The organism is Mycolicibacterium peregrinum, assembly GCF_001665625.1.
In the GTDB taxonomy this organism is placed as follows: Bacteria; Actinomycetota; Actinomycetes; order Mycobacteriales; family Mycobacteriaceae; genus Mycobacterium; species Mycobacterium peregrinum_B.
In genome coordinates, this window is sequence record NZ_LZSY01000110.1 from 20,945 (window position 1) to 42,313 (window position 21,369).

The window sequence follows — 21,369 nt, forward strand, 5'->3', positions numbered from 1 at the left end:
GGCGGTCAGTGTGCTCAATGCGCGACCGGGCACGCGCCCGTGAAGTCCACCGGCCAGTGCTTGATGCCGTTGAGCCAACCCGACTTCAGCCGCTCAGGATCCCCGACCGGCTTGAGGTCGGGCATGTGGTCGGCCACCGCGTTGAAGATCAGGTTGATCGTCAGGCGGGCCAGGTTGGCGCCGATGCAATAGTGCGCCCCGGTGCCACCGAAGCCAACGTGCGGGTTCGGATCGCGAAGGATATTGAAATCGAAGGGGTGATCAAAAACCGTCTCGTCGAAGTTGGCCGAGCGGTACGACATGACCACGCGCTCGCCGGCCTTGATCTTGATGCCGGAAATCTCGGTGTCCTCGCTGGCGGTGCGCTGGAAGGCCGACACCGGGGTCGCCCACCGGATGATCTCGTCGACGGCGGTCTTGGGACGTTCCTTCTTGAACAGCTCCCACTGATCGGGGTTCTGCGAGAACGCGATCATGCCGTGGGTGATCGAGTTACGGCTGGTCTCGTTGCCTGCGACGGCCAGCATGATGACGAAGAAGCCGAACTCGTCGTCGCTGAGCTTCTCACCGTCGATGTCGGCCTGGATCAGCTTGGTGACGATGTCATCGGTGGGGTTCTTGCCCCGCTCCTCGGCCATCTTCATGGCGTAGGTGATGACCTCGAACGAGGACATGGCCGGGTCGACGTCGGCGTACTCGGGGTCGTCGCCGGCGGTCATCTCGTTGGACCAGCGGAACAGCTTGTCGCGATCGTCCTGGGGCACACCGAGCAGTTCGGCGATGGCCTGCAGCGGCAGCTCGCAGGACACCTGCTCGACGAAGTCGCCGGAGTTGGAGGCCGCCGCGTTCTTGGCGATCTGCTGCGCGCGGTTGTTCAGCTCGTCCTCGAGCCGCGAGAGCGCGCGAGGGGTGAAGCCACGGGAGATGATCTTGCGCAGGCGCGTGTGGTGCGGGGCGTCCATGTTCAACAGGACGGCGCGCTGCAGGTCGACCGCTTCGCGGGTCATCTCCTGGGGCCAGACCGGGATCGCGCCGTTCATCGCGCTGGAGAACACGTCACTGCGCAGCGAGACGTCCTTGACGTCTTCGTGCCGGGTCACCAACCAGTAGCCCTTGTCGCCGAAGCCTCCGGTGCCGCCGGGCACATCGACCCAGCGAACCGGCTCGGCCTTACGAAGCTCGGCGAGTTCGGCGACCGGCAGGCCCTTGAGGTTGAGCTCGGAATCGAGGAAGTCGAAATCCTTGGGGATGTTGGGGCAGCCCATGTGTCTTACTCCTAGTGTCTGTAGCAAGCCGTGCGCGTAGCCAGCAATGCTTGAAACAACGTGGTCTAGTACCAATTGAGACCATTGAAACATGCCTTGACCGCAGATCAAAGGTAGTGATGCATCCGCGCTTGTCAGAGTAATGAAACGTGTTCTAGCCTGGCTCCATGGGTAACCCTGTCATCGTCGAAGCCACCCGCAGCCCCATCGGCAAGCGCAACGGCTGGTTGTCCGGCCTGCACGCCACCGAGCTTCTGGGAGCCGTCCAGAAAGCCCTCATCGAGAAGGCCGGCATTGACGCCGGCAGTGTCGAGCAGCTCATCGGCGGCTGCGTCACGCAGTACGGCGAGCAGGGCAACAACGTCACCCGACAGTCCTGGCTGGTCGCCGGGCTTCCCGAGCACGTCGGTGCCACCACCGTCGACTGCCAGTGTGGCAGCGCGCAGCAGGCCAATCACCTGATCGCGGGCCTGATCGCCACCGGCGCCATCGACATCGGTATCGCCTGCGGCATCGAGGCAATGAGCCGGGTCGGTCTCGGCGCCAACGGCGGCGGTGCCCGCGCCGCGTCGTGGGACATCGACCTGCCCAACCAGTTCGAGGCCGCCGAACGGATCGCCAAGCGCCGCGGCATCACCCGCGCCGATGTGGATGCGCTCGGCCTGGCGTCTCAGCTCAAGGCCAAGCAGGCCTGGGCCGAGGGGCGTTTCGACCGGGAGATCTCCCCGATCGAGGCACCGGTCATCGACGAGAACAAGCAGCCGACGGCCGAACTCAACACGGTCAGCCGCGACCAGGGCCTGCGCGACACCACCGCCGAGGGCCTGGCCGGGCTGAAGCCCGTGATGGAGGGCGGCATCCACACCGCGGGTACGTCGTCGCAGATCTCCGACGGTGCCGCCGCGGTGCTGTGGATGGACGAGGACAAGGCGAAGGCCCTGGGCCTGAAGCCGCGCGCCCGCATCATCAGCCAAGCCAACGTCGGCGCCGAGACCTACTACCACCTCGACGGCCCGGTGCAGTCCACCGCCAAGGTGCTCGAGAAGGCCGGGATGAAGATCGGCGACATCGACCTGGTCGAGATCAACGAGGCGTTTGCGTCCGTGGTCCTGTCCTGGGCGCAGGTGCATGGCGCCGACATGGACAGGGTCAACGTCAACGGCGGCGCCATCGCGCTGGGCCATCCCGTGGGGTCGACCGGTGCCCGCCTGATCACGACGGCGCTGCACGAATTGGAGCGCTCCGACAAGAGCACCGCGCTGATCACCATGTGTGCCGGCGGTGCGCTGTCCACGGGCACGATCATCGAGCGCATCTAGTGGCGTTCAGTGAAGCCGAGCGCATCGCGGCCGCACAGGCCTACATCGATGCGCTGGTGAGCCACCGGGCGGATGCGGTCCCGTTCACACCGGACTGCATCCGCATCGAGATGGGTCTTAAGACAGGCCGTTCCGGAGATCACTTGCGCCGCAGCCTGAACAACGGTCCGCAGTTCAAGTTGATCGAGAAGACCACGGTGCCCGAATACAGCGTCGACGGCGACAACATCCGCGCCAAGTTCGACGTGCTGACCAAGCCGCGACTGTTCGGATGGCGGGTCTGCTCACACGTCGACGAGACGTTCCTGATCCCGGCGTCCGACGGGCAGATCCATCACATCCGCGCGTCCCTGACCCCGTTCCTCAGCCGCTAAGGTCCACCGCATGGCCAACACCCCTCGCCCGCTGAGCCCCAAACAGGTCGAACGTCTCAACGCGAAATCGACCGGCACCGCCATCAAGTGGATGTCGCGCGCCCAGACCTGGATCTTCAAGAAGACGGGCGGGCGGTTCGGAGACAAGTTCCTGCGTGGCGCCGAAGTCGGCATCCTGACCACGATCGGGCGCAAGTCGGGCGAGGAACGTGACAGCCCGCTGCTGTTCCTGCAGGAGGGCAAGCGCATCGTGCTGGTCGCCTCGCAGGGCGGCCGGGCCACCAACCCGATGTGGTACCTGAACCTGGTGGCCAACCCGAAGGTGAAGTTCCAGACCAAGCACGAGACCCTGGAACTCACCGCGCGCGACGCCACGGATGCCGAGCGCGACGCGTACTGGCCCAAGCTCGACGCCATGTACGCCGACTTCGTGAACTACCGCTCCTACACGGACCGCAAGATCCCGATCGTGATCTGCGACCCGGCCTGAACACCGACAACGTGCAGCGCCCCCGGACTTTGTCCGGGGGCGTTTTTTGTTCACCAGGTGTCCGGGAGCTGGACAATTACGCAACTCTGCGTAGCTGAATTGACGGGTAAACAGTTCTTTGATTATGTTCTGTGAGCGCGCACACAGTGAACGTCAAGTGAGCGGCAGGCCACATTTTCGTGAACCGATGGAGACCCTATGCAACGACCCACTCGACGCCGGGCTGCCGGTGCCGCCGCAACCACCCTGACCGCATGTGCTCTGTTCGCGGCGGCAACCCTGCCCGCCGCAGCGATGACCGTGACCTTCATCCGGCACGCCGAGTCCCAGGGCAACGCCTCCGGGTACATCGACACCAGCACGCCGGGCCCGCACCTGACCAACGGTCAGGTGAACCAGAACGGCGGCCCGAACGGTGAGCAGCAGGCCATCGACTGGGCCAACGCCCAGTGCCCCACCGCCGAGTGCACCAAGTACGACGGGCTCTACGCCTCGACCATGATCCGTACCCAGGAGACGGCAGCACCGTTCGCCGCCAAGCGCGGGTTGCCGGTCACGGTTCTGGGTGCCTACGACCCGGACCACCCGCAGCAGAACTCCGGCGTGCAGGAAATCAGCGCCGGCATCTTCGAGGGCCTGCCCGAAAGTGAAGGCATCGGCCGTATCGGCTACATCCTCGCGCCGCTGGCCTGGACCATGGGCCTGCAGTTCATCCCGATCCCCGGCGGCGAGAACGGCCTTGAGTTCAACGAGCGGGTGACGAATGCACTCACCCAGGTCGAGGAGGACACCGACGACACCAATGGTGACGGCGAGATCGACGCCGCGGTGTTCTCACACGGCGCCACCATCATGATGTGGACGATGATGAACGTCGACAACCCGAATCTTCTTCTGATCGTGCAGCATCCGCTGAACAACACCGACACGGTGGTGGTGGAGAAGAACGACGACGGCAGCTGGACGCTGAAGGAATGGGCCGGCCAGCAAGTCGGACCCGCGGATTACCCGACGCAGATGTTCGTCAATGTGCGCGACCTGATCGTGGCACCGCAGAAGGCGGTCTACAACATGCGCATCCCGGTCCTCTCGCTGGATGCGCAGGGCATCGTGACCACCGGCGCGCAGGGCCTCCAGGACGTCGCAGAGGCCGGGGTCAAGTTCGTCAAGGACTCGGTGACCGACACCGTCAACGCGATCACCGGCATCCCGGGCTCGCTGGGCCAGTCGACGACGCAGGTGTCGAAGCTCAGCACCCCGAAGGCTGTCAAGGCTGTCACCGAGAGCAGCACTCCGGCCGTGAGCGAACTCGCCGAGAACACGACGACCCCCGTCGAGAATGTCAGCGAGAGCACCACATCGACGGTCGACAAGGTCATCGATACCGACAAGACCGCTGATTCGGTCAAGGCCAAGATCACCACGGCTCGTACGGCCAACGGCGCCACCAAGCTGACCGATGGCAACAAGGCGGAGCCGGGCAAGCCCGCCGCCGCGGTTCGGGAGCGGATCAACCGGGCCGCCGACGACGTGCGCAGCGGCATCGAATCCTCGGCCCAGCAGGCTCGTGAGACGGTCAAGAAGCTCACCGGGGCCGACAAGACCACCAAGGCAGACAAGTCCGACAACAGCACAGCCAAGCCGAAAACTAAGGATGCCGCGTGAATTAAGCGGTAGCTCAACGTAATACAGGCGACCGGTCCCCCTCCTCACCTGAGGAGGGGGCTGAGTCGTTTCCTCGGCAGGGCTGCACCGAACGCACGAAATTTGTCAAATATCTTCCCACGCAATGGGATAACAGCTCGTCTTCACAGCAGACGGTCAGACAATCTATCTGGCCGGCCAGCGAACCGTCACCGGCAGGTCACGTGAAATCCACACAGCCGCAACGGAGGAACCACATGAACCGCCGCAGAGGTGACGCGCCGGCGTCACGGTATCGAAGTCTACTTGGGGGTGTCGGCCTGGCATTCCTCGCGTTCTTCCTGGCGATGCCCGTCGCCAACGCCGCCGAGGTCATGCGCGTGACGTTCGTGCGCCACGGCGAATCGGCGGGCAACGCGTCGGGGTTGATCGACACGTCGACGCCCGGTCCCGTGCTCACCCCGAAGGGACAGCAGCAGGCACAGGACGTCGCCAAACTGCTGGGGGACAACAACTACGACGCCATCTACGCATCGACCATGGTGCGGACCCAGCTGACCGCGGCACCGATGTCGCAGTATCTGGGGCTGCCGATTCAGGTGCTGCCCGGTCTGCAGGAGATCGAGGCCGGTGTCTTTGAAGGCACACCGGAGGCCGACGCCCAGGGCGGGTACGGCCTGTATCCGATCGGATGGACGTTCCCCGGAGTCATTCCCCAGATCCCGGAGTCGATATTCAACAAGGGCACGTTCATGCCCGGCACCGACGAAAACGGGTACACGTTCGACGCCAGGGTCAAGGGTGCGCTTCAGACCATGTATGACAACGGTGATCGCAACGCCGTCGTCTTCTCGCACGGCGGGACCATCATGTTCTGGACGATGATGAACGTCAAGAACCTCACCGTGATGGAGAAGCTCCAGCTGCTGCAGACAGCTCAGTTGGACAACACCGACTATGTGGTCATCGAGGGCAACAACGAGGACGGCTGGACCCTGGTGAACTGGAACGGCAAGCAGTTCAGCCCGGAACCGACCTTCGACCACGAGGTGGGTCTTCAGCTTCGGACCTTGTCCCGTCAGCTCACCGCCGCCGCCGACCAGGTCAAGGAGGCCTTCAAGACCGGCGACTTCGTGACCATCGCGACTGCGATCAACCGCGGCGTCGCCGACGCGTCCTTCTCGGTCACCAAGTTCAGCCGGGCGATCAACGCGGAGATCATCAAGCGGACCACCAAGGCGATCCCGACGAGCACCGAGGATCTGCAGGACAAGGTGTCCACCGGGGTCGAGAACATCAAGACCTCACTGAACGCCACCACCGACAGCATCGAGCAGAAGGTTCAGCCGGCTCCGGAGAGCATCTCGGACACCACGAAACCCGCTGATTCTGCACCCGTCTCGCGGGCGAAGTCGAAGCTGAAGACTGCTGTCGACGGCATCGTCAAGCCGCGGGCAACGGACCTGTCCGACGGCAACAAGGCGCTGCCCGGCGTCACGAAGTCGGTCAACCGTACCGGCGAGCAGGTTCAGACCGCCGTCAAGGACGCACAGGACCGGGTGTCGTCGTCGATCAAGAAGTTCGGCGACGCCGTCAAGAAGGCCACCGGCCAGCCCGGCAAGACCGCCGGTGCCGACGCCGGTGCCGGTGCCGGTGCCGGTGCCGACAACGACACCTCCGGCAAGAAGGACGCCGCCTAACCGGCCGGCATTTTCAATAGGCGCCCCAGATCAATTGATCTGGGGCGCCTCTTTATTCGCATCAACAACCGCAACAGCCGGTCTCGAACACCGGGACATCTGCACAATTCCAAACAATTCGGTCATACGTTCATCTCGCTCCACCTGTACACAACGATTGGAGGAACACAGCAAGATGAATCATTTTCCGAGATCGAGTATACGAGCGACAATTGCCTGCATAGGAATGATGTTCCTGGCATTTCTCCTGGCCATTCCCGCCGCCCACGCGGCGGAGGTCATGCGAATCACGTTCATCCGCCACGGAGAGTCGACAGCGAATGCCGCGAACGTTGCCGACTCGTCGGTACCCGGCCCCGTTCTCACCGAGAAGGGTCAGCAACAAGCCCGTGACATCGTCAAAGTACTGGGCGACAACAACTACGATGCAATCTACGCCTCGACGATGGTCCGGACCCAACTGACCGCCGCACCGATGGCGGAGTATCTGGGCCTTCCGATCCAGGTCCTCCCCGGCCTACAGGAGATCGAGGCGGGGATTTACGAGGGCACCCCCGAATCCGATGCCGTCAAGGGCTATCTTCAAGCACCGTTGAAATGGTTGCAGGGCGACCTGGATGCCCGGATCCCGGGCTCGATCAATGGCCGGGAATTCGATGCCCGCATGGATGGCGCAATTCAGACGATGTACGACAACGGGGATCGAAATGTCGCCGCGTTCTCGCACGGCGGAGCGATCATGTTCTGGGTTTTCCTGAATGCAGAAAATGCGGACCCGATGTGGCTGATGACCAATCCGCTGCGAAATACCGGTTACGTGGTGGTCGAGGGCAATCCCGAGGACGGCTGGCGCGTCGTCAACTGGAACGGCACCGAAATCGGCCCGGAAACCCCGTTCCGGGTCGAGGCCTTCCGACAGCTGCGCACGCTGTCGAGGCAACTGCAGCAGGCCGCAGACGGTGTCGTGCAGTCTTTCGAAACCCGTGATCCGGCCGCTATCGCCACCGCGATCAACCGTGGACTGGCCGATGCCAGCTTCTCCGTGACCAAGTTCAATCGCGCGATCACCGCGGACATCGTCAAACGCATCGACAAGGCAATCCCTAAGAACGAGAACGAATTACCCGAGAAGGTGTCGTCGGGAATCGAGAGCGTCAAGGCGGCCACGGAGGACACCGTGGACAGCGCCGAGGCCGCATCGAGCACCACAACCCAACAGGTCGCCTCGCCCGCGAAACCTGTCGTGACCGAGATGAAGTCCAGGCTCAAGGCACGTTCTGGTGCAACGGATCTCAGCGACGGCAACAAGGCTGGGCCCGGTGTCGCGAAGGCACTCAAGCGCTCCCACGACAAGTTGAAGGCTGTCGCCGAGGACACTCGCGAGCAGGTCTCGTCGTCGGCCCGCAAGATCGGTGAGGCCGTCAAGAAGGCCACGACCGCAGCCAAAGCCGGCGAGAAGGACGCCGCCTAAGCGAGCAGACGCAAAACTGCCCCAAATCAAGCGATTTGGGGCAGCTTTGTGTCTGCTCGGCGAGAGAACTCAGGCGCCGTAGACGGGAACCGCGGGGCGGGCCTTGGCCAGCAGGTCATTGACGACCGGCCCCAGCTCGGCCGGATCCCACTTCGCGCCCTTGTCGATCTGCGGTCCGTGAGCCCAGCCCTCGGCGACGCGGACCTTGCCGCCCTCGATCTCGAACACCTTGCCGGTGACGTCCTTGGACTCGACGCTGCCCAGCCACACCACCAGCGGCGAGATGTTCTCCGCAGCCATGGCATCGAACGCGTCGTCCTGGGTGGCCATCATGTCGGCGAACACGGTCTCGGTCATCCGGGTCCGGGCCGAAGGCGCAATGGCGTTCGCGGTGACGCCATAGCGGCCCATCTCGGCTGCGGCAACCAACGTCAGTGCGGCGATGCCGGCCTTGGACGCGCTGTAGGTGGCCTGCCCGACGCTGCCCTGCAGACCGGCACCGGAACTGGTGTTGATGATGCGCGCGTCAACGGTCTCGCCCGCCTTGGATTTGGCCCGCCAGTACGCGGCGGCGTGCTTCATGGTGGCGAAGTGCCCCTTGAGGTGCACGGCGGTGACGGCGTCGAACTCTTCCTCGGTGGCGTTGGCGAACATCCGGTCGCGCACGATGCCGGCGTTGTTCACCAGGACGTCGAGCGTGCCGTAGGTGTCGACAGCCTGCTGGATCAAGGCCTCGGCCTGGCCCCAGTCGGCGACGTTGGAACCGTTGGCAACGGCTTCGCCTCCGGCGGCGACGATCTCGTCGACCACTTTCTGCGCGGCGCTGCCACCACCTGCCGGCGAACCATCCAGGCCGACCCCGATGTCGTTGACCACGACACGGGCACCTTCTGCGGCGAACGCGAGCGCGTGCTCACGCCCGATACCGCCACCGGCGCCCGTAACGATGACCACGCGGCCGTCGAGCAATCCCATTGTCATGTCTCCTTTTTCGAGTTACTTGATGTCGGCGGTCGTGGTGGAAAGGTAGTGCGGTGGCTCGCCACCACCGTGCACCTCCAACGACGCACCGCTGATGTAAGAGGCGGCCGCGGACGACAAAAATGCGGCGGCCCAGCCGATATCGGCCGGCTTGGCGAGACGCCCCAGTGGCACATTCCGCGAAATGGCAGCGATCGAATCTGCGTCGCCATAGAACAATTCGGACTGCTCGGTCTCGACCATCCCGACCACCACCGAGTTCATCCGGACCTTGGGCGCCCACTCGACGGCCAACGTGGAGGTGAGGTTGTCGATGCCGGCTTTTGCCGCTCCGTACGCGGCCGTCCCCGGGGTGGGCCGGTGGCCGCTGACGCTGGAGATGTTGACGATGGTGCCGCCCGAGTCCTGCTTCTGCATCACGGCGTTGGCATGGGTGGACACCGAGAGCGCGCCGATCAGGTTGAGCTCGATGATCTTGGTGCTGAACTTCGCCGACGCATCGGCGGCCAGCACGTAGGGCGAGCCACCGGCGTTGTTGACGACGGCATCCAAACGACCGTGCTTCTCGACGATCGCGTCGATGAGCGACTTCACCGAGTCGTCATCCCGGATGTCGCAGCTGTGGAATTCGTAGGGCAGTCCCTCGACCGGGCGGCGTGCGCAGGTCACCACAGTGGCGCCCTGACCGGCAAAAACCGCGCTGATTCCAGCGCCAACCCCTCGCACTCCGCCGGTCACCAGGACCACCTTGCCGGTCAAACCCAAGTTGATGGCACCAGCTTCTGGCGTATCGGTCACTGTGCTAGCGTACCAAGCAAGTGCTTGCTTAGGTAGCGACCCCTCCAGGAAGTGGATTGATGACGATCACCACCAAGACAGTCGAGCCGGGCATCGTCTCGGTCACCGTCAACTACCCGCCCGTCAACGCCATCCCGTCGGCCGGCTGGTTCGAACTCGGCGACGCGATCACCGCGGCGGGCCGCGACCGCAGCACCCACGTGGTGATCCTGCGGGCCGAGGGCCGTGGCTTCAACGCCGGCGTGGACATCAAAGAAATGCAGAACACCGAGGGCTTCACCGCGCTCATCGACGCCAACCGCGGCTGCTACCACGCGTTCAAGTCCGTGTACGAGTGCGAGGTCCCCGTCGTCGCGGCGGTCAACGGATTCTGTGTGGGCGGCGGAATCGGCCTGGTCGGCAACGCCGACGTGATCGTGGCCTCCGACGACGCCAAGTTCGGCCTCCCCGAGGTGGAGCGCGGCGCGCTCGGTGCCGCCACCCATCTGTCCCGCCTGGTCCCGCAGCACCTGATGCGCCGGCTGTTCTTCACCGCCGCCACGGTCCCCGCCGAGACGCTGCACCACTTCGGTTCCGTCCACGAGGTCGTGCCCCGCGAGGAACTCGACGAAGCGGCCCTGCGCGTCGCCCGCGACATCGCCAGCAAGGACACCCGGGTGATCCGGGCGGCCAAGGAAGCTCTGAACTTCATCGACGTGCAGCCCGTGAACGCGCGCTACCGGATGGAGCAGGGCTTCACCTTCGAACTCAACCTGTCCGGTGTGTCCGACGAGCACCGTGACGCCTTCGCCGGAACTGACAAGGGGTCGAAATGAGCGATAAGCGAACAACTCTCGACGAGGCGGTCGCTTCGATCGAAAGCGGGATGACCATCGGCATCGGCGGCTGGGGATCCCGGCGCAAGCCGATGGCCTTCGTCCGCGCCCTGCTGCGCACCGACGTCAAGGACCTGACCGTCGTCACCTACGGCGGACCGGATCTGGGCCTGCTGTGCTCGGCCGGCAAGGTCAAGCGCGTCTACTACGGCTTCGTGTCGCTGGACTCGCCGCCGTTCTACGACCCGTGGTTCGCCAAGGCCCGCACCACCGGTGCGATCGAGGCCCGCGAGATGGACGAGGGCATGCTGCGCTGCGGCCTGCAGGCTGCCGCCCAGCGGCTGCCGTTCCTGCCGATCCGGGCCGGACTCGGCAGCGACGTCCGCACCTTCTGGGGTGACGAGCTCAAGACCGTGAAGTCGCCGTATGAGACCGACGGCGCCTACGAGGAACTGATCGCGATGCCCGCGCTGAACCTCGACGCGGCCTTCGTGCACATGAATCTCGGTGATGCCCAGGGCAATGCGGCCTACACCGGCATCGACCCGTACTTCGACGATCTCTTCCTCATGTCGGCCCAGCGCCGCTTCCTGTCGGTCGAGCGCGTGGTGTCCACCGAGGAACTGGTCAAGGCTGTTCCGACGCAGGCCCTGCTGATCAACCGGATGATGGTCGATTCCGTGGTGGAGGCACCGGGCGGCGCCCACTTCACCACCAACGAACCCGATTACCGGCGCGACGAGAAGTTCCAGCGCCATTACGCAGAGGCTTCAGGCTCCGACGAGACCTGGGCCGAGTTCGTCAAGACGTACCTGTCCGGTAGCGAGGCCGATTACCAGGCTGCCGTTCGGAAGTTCAAGGAAGATCAGGAGGCCAGCAAGTGATTGCCGTGACCCGTGCCGAGGTGTGCGCCGTCGCCTGCGCCGAGCTGTTCCGCGACGCCGGCGAGATCATGGCCAGCCCGATGACCACCGTCGTCCAGATCGGCGCCAGGTTGGCCCGGCTGACCTTCTCCCCCGACATCGTGCTCACCGACGGTGAGGCCCGGATCCTGGCCGATACCCCGGCGATCGGCGCCCCCTTCGCCGTCGAAGGCTGGATGCCGTTCAACCGGGTCTTCGAGACCCTGGCCTGGGGCAAGCGCCACGTGGTGATGGGTGCCAACCAGATCGACCGCTACGGCAACCAGAACCTGTCGGCGTTCGGCCCGATCCAGCACCCGACCCGGCAGATGTTCGGAGTCCGAGGCGCACCCGGCAACAGCATCAACCACGCCACGAGCTACTTCGTCGGCAACCACTCCAAGCGCGTGTTCTGCGACTCGGTGGACATCGTCTCCGGAATCGGCTGGGACAAGATCGATCCGGAGAACCCCGCGTACCGGTTCGCCAACATCTACCGCGTGGTGTCCAACCTGGGCGTGTTCGACTTCAACGGCCCCGACCATCAGATGCGCGCGGTGTCGCTGCACCCCGGGGTCGATGCCCAGCAGGTGGCCGACAACACCTCGTTCGAGGTGCACGGTCTGGAGGAAGCCGAGACCAGCCGGCTGGCCACCGAAGAGGAGCTCACGCTGCTGCGTGAGGTCATCGATCCGAAGTCGCTGCGCGACAAAGAGGTCAAGGTCTAAAGAATGGGCAAGCTCAAGACTCCGCTGACCGAACTGGTCGGCATCGAGCATCCCGTCGTACAGACGGGAATGGGCTGGGTGGCCGGTGCACGTCTGGTCGCCGCAACCTCCAATGCCGGCGGGCTGGGCATCCTGGCGTCAGCGACGATGACGCTCGAAGAGCTCCAGACCGCCGTCACCAAGGTCAAGGCCGCCACCGACAAACCCTTCGGCATCAACATGCGGGCCGACGCGGGCGATGCCGGTGCGCGCGTCGACCTCCTGATCCGCGAAGGAGTCAAAGTCGCCTCCTTCGCTCTAGCTCCGAAGCCCGAGCTGATCGCCAAGCTGAAAGACGCCGGCGTCGTGGTGATCCCATCGGTCGGTGCGGCCAAGCACGCCAAGAAGGTGGCCGGTTGGGGAGCCGACGCGGTGATCGTGCAGGGCGGGGAGGGCGGTGGCCACACCGGTCCCGTCGCGACGACGCTGCTGCTGCCCTCGGTGCTCGATGCGGTCAAGGACACCGGTATGCCGGTCATCGCGGCCGGCGGCTTCTTCGACGGCCGCGGCCTGGCTGCCGCGCTGTCCTATGGTGCGGCCGGAGTGGCGATGGGTACCCGGTTCCTGCTGACCTCGGATTCCACTGTTCCCGACGCCGTCAAGGAGCGTTACCTGCAGGCCGCGCTGGATGGCACCGTGGTGTCCACCCGTGTGGACGGCATGCCGCACCGGGTGCTGCGCACGGGCCTGGTCGAGAAGCTGGAGAGCGGTTCGCGAGCACGCGGTTTCGCCGCTGCGATCGGTAACGCCCAGAAGTTCAAGAAGCTCTCCGGGATGACGTGGCTGTCGATGGTGAAGGACGGCCTGGCCATGCGGCACGGCAAGGAACTCACCTGGTCGCAGGTCGTGATGGCGGCGAACACTCCGATGCTGCTCAAAGCCGGCCTGGTGGAGGGCAATACCGGCGCCGGTGTGCTGGCCTCGGGACAGGTGGCGGGCATCATCAACGACCTGCCGTCGTGCGCCGAGCTGGTCGAGAAGATCGTGGACGACGCCGTCACGCACCTGCAGTCCGCGTCGGGCTACATCCAGTAACTCACCTGCCGAGCAGACACAAAACTGCCCCTTCTCGCACGAGAAGGGGCAGTTTTGTGTCTGCTCACGGGAGAGCGCGGGGCACAGTGGATGAATGGACATCCGTCGCGTCGAGCACCCGCTGGTGAGGCACGCCGCCGAAGCACTACACGCCTTCAACAGCAGGCACCCGTGGAGTCACAACGACCATTTCCACGGTTGGATCCTGTCGAACCTGCCCCGACATCGCGACATGGCGATCGATGTCGGGTGCGGACAGGGCGGCCTGGTTGCTCAACTGGCCGATCGATTCACCCACGTTCGCGGTACGGATCGCGACGCGGGGATGCGTGCCGAAGCGGCCCGTCGTTGTGCCGCGCTGAGCAACGTCACGATCGACGACAGCCAACTGGACCAGCTCGACGGGCCGGTCGATCTGGTCACCATGGTGGCGGTGCTGCACCACCTCGACATCGAGCAGGCGCTGACGCAGATCAAACGATTGCTCGCCCCCGGCGGCCGGTTCCTGGTTGTCGGATTGGCCGCCCCGGTCTCGATTCGTGACACGGCATGGGATCTGGCGTCCGCGGTGACGAACCCGATCATCGGACTGGTCAAACATCCGCGGCCGGTGTCCGGGGGTACCCAACCCCCGACGTTCCCGGTCCGCGATCCCGAACTCAGCTTCGATGAACTTCGATCAATCGTCGGGCGGGTCATGCCCGGCGCGACGATGCGTCGTCGGCTGGCCTTCCGGCACACGATCTGCTGGACGAAGCCGGGTTGAGCCGCCCCGGCACTGTCCGCCGCGCAGGAACCGAATGGGCCCCGACGGATTGTTACCGCGGTGATAAATCATCGGGCCCGGCAGGCGGTGTGAACCGCCGTCGCCCGATGCGCCAACATGCCGTACTTTGGCCGCCGATCCGCCGATCACCGCAGGTGAAAGCGCAGTTCAAGACAGCATCGCCGGCTGCCGATATGACTACCGCGTTCCCGTGAAATAACTTGCGCGTTAACGCGGTTTCACAGCGCCGGCGACCCCTCGGTGCGTTCTTTTGACGGCCTCCGCAACCCTCCTACGCTCATGAATCAACAGCGTCCAGGGAGGTTTCGTGGTCGATTCACGTACAGGCGGCACACCACCCGGTGATGCTTTGCTGCGACTGGGCAAGTACTTTCACCGCGGCGAGATTTCCGACGATCAGCGAACCCTGCACAAGGTCGGCGGCCGCTCGGCTGACGACTTCTACCGGGACCGTTGGGCGCACGACAAAGTGGTGCGGTCGACCCACGGCGTCAACTGCACCGGATCCTGCTCGTGGAAGATCTACGTCAAGGACGGCGTGATCACGTGGGAGTCACAGCAGACCGACTACCCGTCGGTGGGCGCCGACAAGCCCGAGTACGAGCCGCGGGGATGCCCGCGCGGTGCGTCGTTCTCGTGGTACACGTATTCGCCTGCGCGCGTTCGCTATCCGTACGTTCGCGGCGTGCTGCTGGAGTACTACCGGGAGGCCAAGGAGCGCCTGAAGGACCCCGTGCTGGCTTGGGCCGACATCGTCGAGGATCCGGAAAAGTCGAAGCGGTACAAGACCGCCCGCGGCAAGGGTGGATTCGTCCGCGCCGAGTGGTGGGAGGCCGCCGAGATCGCCGCCGCGGCCCACGTCCACACCGTCAAGAAGTACGGACCCGACCGCGTGGCCGGGTTCTCGCCGATCCCGGCGATGTCGATGGTGAGCCACGCGGTCGGTGCCCGGTTCATCTCGCTGCTCGGCGGGTCGATGCTGTCGTTCTACGACTGGTACGCCGACCTGCCGGTGGCCTCGCCGCAGGTGTTCGGGGACCAGACCGACGTGCCCGAATCGGCAGACTGGTTCGACGCGGGCTACCTGATCATGTGGGGCTCCAACGTCCCCGTCACCCGAACTCCTGACGCGCACTACATGACCGAGGCCCGGTACCGCGGCCAAAAGGTGGTCGTGGTGTCTCCGGACTACGCCGACAACACCAAGTTCGCCGACGAATGGCTACCCGCCCGCCCCGGTACCGACGCGGCACTCGCCATGGCGATGGGTCACGTCATCCTCAAGGAGTTCTTCGTCGAGAGGCAGACGCCCTACTTCACCGACTACGTCAAGAAGTACACCGACCTGCCGTTCCTGGTCACTCTCACCGAGCGCGACGGACGGGTGCTCCCCGGAAAGTTCCTCACCGCGGCCGATCTCGGCGGCGAGTATGCGGACACCGAAGCCGCCGAATCCAAAACCGTCCTCCTGGACCAGGCCGGGCGGCCCGTGGTGCCCAACGGCTCGCTCGGGCACCGGTTCACCGCGTCCGGCGAGGGCCACTGGAACCTCGACCTCCAGGGTGTCCACCCGATGCTGACGCTGCTCGGCAACCATGACGACACAGTTACCGTGGCCCTGCCCCGGTTCGACAGCGACAAGCCCGGAGTCCTCGAACGCGGCGTGCCCACCAGAACCGTTGCCGGACAGCGCGTGACGACGGTCTTCGACCTGATGCTGGCGCAGTACGGGGTGGCCCGCGACGGCCTTGACGGGCAGTGGCCGTCGGGCTACGACGACGCCTCCGAGCCCTACACCCCCGCGTGGCAGGAAGAGATCACCGGCGTCCCCGCCCAGGCCGCCGAGCGTATCGCCCGCGAATTCGCCGACAACGCCGAACGTTCCAAGGGCCGCTCGATGATCCTGATGGGCGCGGGCACCAACCACTGGTTCCATTCCGACCAGATCTACCGGTCGTTTCTCACGCTGGTCATGCTCACCGGCTGCCAGGGGGTCAACGGCGGCGGCTGGGCACATTACGTCGGCCAGGAGAAGTGCCGGCCGGTAACCGGTTGGTCCACACTGGCTTTCGGCGCAGACTGGCAGCGTCCGGCCCGTCAGATGCAGGGCACCGTGTTCTGGTATCTGGCGACCGACCAGTGGCGGTATGACCCGTTCACCTCGGAGGTGATGGCCTCGCCGCTGGCCGAAGGCCAGTTCGCGGGCCGCACGGTGGCGGACAGTATCGCCCTGGCCAGCCGCCTCGGCTGGATGCCGAGCTACCCGACCTTCAACCGCAACCCGCTGGATCTCGCCGACGAGGCCACCCGAATGGGCAAGGATGCGGCGGAATACGTTGTGGACGGACTGAAGTCGGGTCATCTGCAGTTCGCCTGTGAAGATCCCGACGCCCCGGAGAACTTCCCGCGCTGCCTGACGGTGTGGCGGTCGAATCTGCTGGGGTCGTCGGCCAAGGGCAACGAGTACTTCCTCAAGCACCTGCTTGGGACCGACTCCGCGGTCGCCGCGCGCGACGAGGACGGTATCCGCCCGCAAGAGGTGCGCTGGCGCGACGAGGCGCCGGTGGGCAAGCTGGATCTGCTGCTGTCCCTCGATTTCCGCAATACCAGTACGACGCTGTTCTCCGACATCGTGCTGCCCGCCGCCACCTGGTACGAGAAGCACGACCTGTCCAGTACCGACATGCACCCGTTCGTCCACGCGTTCTCGCCGGCCATCTCACCGCCGTGGGAGACCAAGACCGATTTCGATGCGTTCCACCGCATCGCCCGCGGCTTCTCCTGGCTGGCCGAGAAGCACCTCGGCAAGCGCAAGGACATCGTGGCCATGCCGTTGCAGCACGACAGCGCGGACGCCACCGCGCAGCCCGGCGGTCGCGTGCTGGACTGGAAAGCCGTTGAGTGCGAACCGATTCCCGGTAAGACCATGCCCCGGCTGGTCATGGTGGACCGCGACTATCCGGCCATCGCCGAGAAGATGGCGGCCCTGGGGCCGATGGTGGAAACTGTCGGCCTCACCACCAAAGGAGTGACCACCCACCCCGACGCCGAGGTCGAGTACCTGCGCGGTGTCAACGGCGCGGTGGTCAGCGGTGTCGCGATCGGGCGCCCGTCGTTGGCCAAGGACACCCACGCCGCCGAGGCCATCCTGGCGCTGTCGGGCACCACGAACGGGCGCCTGGCGGTCGAGGGTTTCGAGGCGCTGGAACGCCGCACCGGAACCGAACTGGTGGACCTGGCCAAGGAGAGCGAGGGCAAGCGGATCACGTTCGCGGACACCCAGGCCCGGCCGGTGCCCGTCAACACCTCGCCGGAATGGTCCGGCTCGGAGACCGGCGGGCGACGCTACTCCCCCTTCACCATCAACACCGAGCGGCTCAAGCCATGGCACACGCTGACCGGCCGGCAGCACTTCTATCTGGACCACGACTGGATGAGTGAGCTCGGCGAGCAACTGCCCACGTTCCGGCCGCCGCTGGACATGACGGCGCTCTTCAACGAACCCAAGGTGGGCGATACGAGCGGCGGCATCACGGTGCGCTACCTGACCCCGCACTCCAAGTGGTCGATTCACTCTGCATACCAGGACAACCTGTACATGCTGACCCTGTCCCGCGGCGGTCAGTGCATCTGGATGTCGGACGTGGACGCGGCCAAGATCGGGGTCAAGGACAACGACTGGATCGAGTGCACCAACCGCAACGGCGTGGTGAATGCGCGGGCCATCGTCAGCCACCGCATGCCAGAGGGTCTGGTGTTCATGTACCACGCTCAGGACAAGGCCGTCGACGTGCCGCGCACCGAGAAGAACGGCAAACGCGGCGGTATCCACAACGCGCTGACCCGGATCATGATCAAACCCACCCACCTGATCGGCGGGTACGCGCAGCAGTCCTTCGCCCTGAACTACCACGGGCCTACCGGAAATCAACGCGATGAGGTCACCACGATTCGTCGCCGCTCGCAGGATGTGGAGTACTGACATGAGAGTCATGGCGCAGCTCGCGATGGTGATGAACCTCGACAAGTGCATCGGCTGCCACACCTGCAGCGTCACCTGCAAGCAGGCGTGGACGAACCGTAGCGGTGTCGAGTACGTCTGGTTCAACAATGTGGAAACCCGCCCAGGACAAGGCTATCCGCGCCAGTACCAGGACCAGGAGCGCTGGAAGGGCGGCTGGACGCTGAACAAGCGTGGCAAGCTCACCCTGAAGTCCGGCTCCCGGTTCAAGCGGTTGCTGAACATCTTCGCCAACCCGGACCTGCCCACGGTGTCCGACTACTACGACCCGTGGACATACGACTACGAGAACCTGCTGTCGGCGCCGGCCATGGACACCACACCCGTGGCGCGGCCCAAATCGCTGATCACCGGGCGCGACACCAAGGTCACCTGGGGCGCCAACTGGGACGACGACCTGGGCGGCGGTCCGGAGCAGGTGGGCCGGGACCCGTTGCTGGCCAAGGTCGCCGAGATATCCGACAAGGTCAAGCTCGAGTTCGAGCAGACCTTCATGTTCTACCTGCCGCGGATCTGTGAGCACTGCCTCAACCCGGCCTGCGCTGCAGCGTGTCCCTCCGGCGCCATCTACAAGCGCTCCGAAGACGGCATCGTGCTGGTGGATCAGGACAAGTGCCGAGGCTGGCGCCAGTGCGTCACCGGGTGTCCGTACAAGAAGATCTACTTCAACCACAAGACCGGCAAGGCCGAGAAGTGCACGTTCTGCTATCCGCGCGTCGAGGTCGGTATCCCCACCGTGTGCTCGGAGACCTGTGTCGGGCGACTCCGCTACATCGGCGTGATGCTCTACGACGCGGACGCGGTGCTGGAGGCCGCATCGGTCACCGACGACAAGGACCTCTACCCGTCACAGCTCGGTGTGTTCCTCAATCCGCATGACCCTCGGGTGGTGGCCGAAGCCGAGCGGGCCGGTATCTCCCCCGAATGGATTGAAGCGGCGCAGAACTCACCGGTTTACCGGCTGATAGTCGACTATCAGGTGGCACTGCCCCTGCATCCGGAATATCGGACCATGCCGATGGTCTGGTACGTGCCGCCGCTGTCCCCGGTGGTGGACATCCTGAAGGAGACCGGCCACGACGGCGAGAACAAGAACAACCTGTTCGGCGCCATCGACACGCTGCGCATCCCGGTCGAGTACCTCGCCGAGTTGTTCACCGCGGGCGAGGTCGGCCCGGTTCGGGCGTCCCTGCAACGACTGGCGGCCATGCGCGCCTACATGCGGGCGGCCAATCTCGGCGAGGAGTTCGACGAGACCATCCCGGACTCGGTGCGATTGAGCGGCGATGAGATCGAGGCGATGTACCGGCTGCTGGCCATCGCCAAGTATCAGGACCGTTATGTCATCCCGACCGGCGCCGGGTCGGACGCCCACCGCCTCGACGCCCTGGCGACCGGTTGCAGCCTCGACGGAGACGGTGGTCCGGGAATGACCGCTTACGACACCATGGTGGACAAGTTCCACCTGACCCACACCAATGATGCTGTTCCACAGGGTGATCCGACACGGGTCAACCTGCTCAACTGGGACGGCCGGAGCACAGACGGGTTGTTGCCGACCACATGAAGCTACTCACCCTCGGCCGCAGAACCGGTACAGGTTCGGCCCTGTCCGAGCGCCAGCAGCGACTGGTGTGGCGCATCGCCGCACTGTTGCTCGACTACCCCACGGCCGAGACGGCCGATCTCGTCGACCAGCTTGCGACTGCCGCAGCGGAACTGCCGGACCCGGCTCGGGTGCCGCTGACGGAGTTCCTGCATCAGTTCGACGGAACAGATCCGATGTGGCGGGCGTCGAACTATGTCGAGACGTTCGACATGCAGCGCCGCAGCAGCCTGCATCTGACCTACTACGCCTACGGCGACACCCGGAAACGCGGCATGGCCCTGCTGCGGTTCAAACACGCCTACCGCCAGGCGGGCCTGGAGGTAGGCGACCTGGAGAATTCCGAGCTCCCCGACTACCTGCCCATGGTGCTCGAGTTCGCCGCGACGGTCGATCAGATCCAAGGTGAGCGGCTGCTGGCCGAACACGTCCCGGTACTCGAACTGTTGCGGCTGTCCTTGCAGGACAACGGGTCCTACTACGCCGGCCTGCTGGCCGCCGTCCTTTCCACACTGCCGCCGGTGAACAGCGCCGATCGCCGCCGTATCGCGCAGCTCGCCGCCGAAGGACCGCCCGATGAGGATGTCGGTCTGGACCCGTTTGCGATGGACCCGATGACGATGGATGTGAGTGGACCCGGGGCGCGCCGATGAGCAACGTGTTGTGGATGACCCTGCCCTACATCGCCTTCACCTCGTTCGCGCTCGGGCACATCTGGCGTTACAAGGCCGACCAATTCGGTTGGACCACCAGGTCTTCGCAGATCTACGAGAGCAGGCTGCTGCGACTGGGCAGCCCGCTGTTCCACTTCGGCATCCTCGGCGTGCTCGCCGGGCACGTTGTCGGCCTGCTGATCCCGCAGTCGTGGACTTCAGCGGTCGGTGTCTCCGAGCACGTCTACCACCTGATGTCGGTGAGTATGGGGTCGGTGGCCGGGGTGGCCGTCGTCGCCGGAGTGGCGATCCTGCTCTACCGCCGGGTCACCGTCCCGGAGGTGCGTACCGCGACCACCCTCAACGACAAGGTGATGTATCTGCTGCTGGTCGGGGCGCTGGCGACCGGGATGCTGAACACCCTGACCAACGTGTTCTCGACGTACAACTACCGCGAGACGGTGTCGCCGTGGTTCCGCAGCTTGTTCACGCTTCATCCGGCGCCGCAGTTGATGGCGGAAACGCCATGGACGTTCCAGGCGCATGTGCTGATAGTGCTTGCTCTGCTCGGGTTGTGGCCCTACACCCGGTTGGTGCACATGTTCAGCGCACCGATCGGCTATCTGGTCCGACCGTTTGTGATCTACCGCAGCCGCGACCCGCAGCGGGCCGGGAAGAACCGCTACGCCAAGGCCTGGGTGACGCCACAGGCACCGCCCCCGCGCAGCCGTTGGGTGTGAA

At 65.0% G+C, this 21,369-nt stretch carries 18 protein-coding genes; 15 read left to right on the forward strand and 3 right to left on the reverse strand.

The window, feature by feature from the left end; translation table 11 throughout:
• Window positions 1-14: 14 nt before the first annotated feature.
• Window positions 15-1,265, reverse strand: a complete 1,251-nt coding sequence (locus tag A5779_RS16595) for a cytochrome P450 (RefSeq protein ID WP_064883702.1) — start codon at window positions 1,263-1,265, stop codon at window positions 15-17.
• Window positions 1,266-1,432: 167 nt separating this feature from the next.
• On the opposite strand from A5779_RS16595, the gene A5779_RS16600 reads away from it, so the two are divergent.
• The 6 genes from A5779_RS16600 (at window position 1,433) to A5779_RS16625 (ending at window position 8,263) form a co-directional block, all read left to right on the forward strand.
• Window positions 1,433-2,584 carry a steroid 3-ketoacyl-CoA thiolase gene (locus A5779_RS16600; protein ID WP_064883704.1) on the forward strand — a complete coding sequence of 384 codons (1,152 nt, stop codon included), beginning with the start codon at window positions 1,433-1,435 and terminating at the stop codon, window positions 2,582-2,584.
• Window positions 2,584-2,958: a DUF8021 domain-containing protein gene (locus A5779_RS16605; RefSeq protein ID WP_064883706.1), complete on the forward strand. Its 375-nt coding sequence runs from the start codon at window positions 2,584-2,586 to the stop codon at window positions 2,956-2,958. Before A5779_RS16600 ends, A5779_RS16605 begins: the two co-directional genes overlap by 1 nt.
• Before the next feature lie 10 nt (window positions 2,959-2,968).
• Window positions 2,969-3,448: a nitroreductase family deazaflavin-dependent oxidoreductase gene (locus A5779_RS16610; RefSeq protein ID WP_064883707.1), complete on the forward strand. Its 480-nt coding sequence runs from the start codon at window positions 2,969-2,971 to the stop codon at window positions 3,446-3,448.
• A 198-nt stretch (window positions 3,449-3,646) separates the two neighbouring features.
• The gene (locus A5779_RS16615) at window positions 3,647-5,113 is read left to right on the forward strand and encodes a histidine phosphatase family protein (protein WP_064883709.1); all 1,467 of its coding nucleotides are present in this window, start codon (window positions 3,647-3,649) and stop codon (window positions 5,111-5,113) included.
• Window positions 5,114-5,349: 236 nt separating this feature from the next.
• The gene (locus tag A5779_RS16620; protein WP_064883711.1) at window positions 5,350-6,792 is read left to right on the forward strand and encodes a histidine phosphatase family protein; all 1,443 of its coding nucleotides are present in this window, start codon (window positions 5,350-5,352) and stop codon (window positions 6,790-6,792) included.
• Between the two features lie 175 nt (window positions 6,793-6,967).
• The gene (locus A5779_RS16625) at window positions 6,968-8,263 is read left to right on the forward strand and encodes a histidine phosphatase family protein (RefSeq protein WP_064884025.1); all 1,296 of its coding nucleotides are present in this window, start codon (window positions 6,968-6,970) and stop codon (window positions 8,261-8,263) included.
• Window positions 8,264-8,332: 69 nt separating this feature from the next.
• Here A5779_RS16625 and A5779_RS16630 read toward each other — a convergent pair whose 3' ends face one another.
• Together A5779_RS16630 and A5779_RS16635 are read right to left on the reverse strand one after the other, a co-directional pair.
• Window positions 8,333-9,238, reverse strand: coding sequence for an SDR family oxidoreductase (locus tag A5779_RS16630; protein ID WP_064883713.1), 906 nt, complete (start codon window positions 9,236-9,238; stop codon window positions 8,333-8,335).
• A gap of 21 nt (window positions 9,239-9,259) precedes the next feature.
• Complete coding sequence (locus tag A5779_RS16635) at window positions 9,260-10,042, reverse strand: SDR family oxidoreductase (protein WP_064883715.1); 783 nt, start codon at window positions 10,040-10,042, stop codon at window positions 9,260-9,262.
• Between the two features lie 59 nt (window positions 10,043-10,101).
• Between A5779_RS16635 and echA20 the strand changes: the two genes are divergently transcribed.
• The 9 genes from echA20 to narI all read left to right on the forward strand — a co-directional run bounded on the left by echA20 (window position 10,102) and on the right by narI (window position 21,368).
• Window positions 10,102-10,857 (forward strand): (7aS)-7a-methyl-1,5-dioxo-2,3,5,6,7,7a-hexahydro-1H-indene-carboxyl-CoA hydrolase, encoded by a 756-nt coding sequence (gene echA20, locus A5779_RS16640; RefSeq protein ID WP_055117843.1) that lies wholly within the window; start codon window positions 10,102-10,104, stop codon window positions 10,855-10,857.
• Window positions 10,854-11,741 (forward strand): cholesterol ring-cleaving hydrolase subunit IpdA, encoded by an 888-nt coding sequence (ipdA, locus tag A5779_RS16645; protein ID WP_064883717.1) that lies wholly within the window; start codon window positions 10,854-10,856, stop codon window positions 11,739-11,741. Before echA20 ends, ipdA begins: the two co-directional genes overlap by 4 nt.
• The gene (gene ipdB / locus A5779_RS16650; protein ID WP_064883719.1) at window positions 11,738-12,487 is read left to right on the forward strand and encodes a cholesterol ring-cleaving hydrolase subunit IpdB; all 750 of its coding nucleotides are present in this window, start codon (window positions 11,738-11,740) and stop codon (window positions 12,485-12,487) included. Before ipdA ends, ipdB begins: the two co-directional genes overlap by 4 nt.
• A 3-nt stretch (window positions 12,488-12,490) precedes the next feature.
• Window positions 12,491-13,561 (forward strand): (3aS,4S,5R,7aS)-5-hydroxy-7a-methyl-1-oxo-octahydro-1H-indene-4-carboxyl-CoA dehydrogenase, encoded by a 1,071-nt coding sequence (gene ipdC / locus A5779_RS16655; RefSeq protein ID WP_064883721.1) that lies wholly within the window; start codon window positions 12,491-12,493, stop codon window positions 13,559-13,561.
• A 94-nt stretch (window positions 13,562-13,655) separates the two neighbouring features.
• On the forward strand, window positions 13,656-14,327 hold the full coding sequence (locus A5779_RS16660) for a class I SAM-dependent methyltransferase (protein ID WP_064883723.1): 672 nt from the start codon (window positions 13,656-13,658) through the stop codon (window positions 14,325-14,327).
• Between the two features lie 328 nt (window positions 14,328-14,655).
• A complete protein-coding gene (locus A5779_RS16665; RefSeq protein WP_064883725.1) occupies window positions 14,656-18,330 on the forward strand; it encodes a nitrate reductase subunit alpha in 3,675 nt (1,224 codons plus the stop codon).
• Between the two features lies 1 nt (window position 18,331).
• Window positions 18,332-19,936, forward strand: coding sequence for a nitrate reductase subunit beta (gene narH, locus A5779_RS16670; RefSeq protein ID WP_064883727.1), 1,605 nt, complete (start codon window positions 18,332-18,334; stop codon window positions 19,934-19,936).
• Window positions 19,933-20,628: a nitrate reductase molybdenum cofactor assembly chaperone gene (gene narJ, locus A5779_RS16675; RefSeq protein ID WP_064883729.1), complete on the forward strand. Its 696-nt coding sequence runs from the start codon at window positions 19,933-19,935 to the stop codon at window positions 20,626-20,628. Before narH ends, narJ begins: the two co-directional genes overlap by 4 nt.
• Entirely contained in the window at window positions 20,625-21,368 is a 744-nt protein-coding gene (gene narI / locus A5779_RS16680) for a respiratory nitrate reductase subunit gamma (RefSeq protein WP_064883731.1), read from the forward strand. Before narJ ends, narI begins: the two co-directional genes overlap by 4 nt.
• The last annotated feature ends 1 nt before the right edge of the window (window position 21,369 follow it).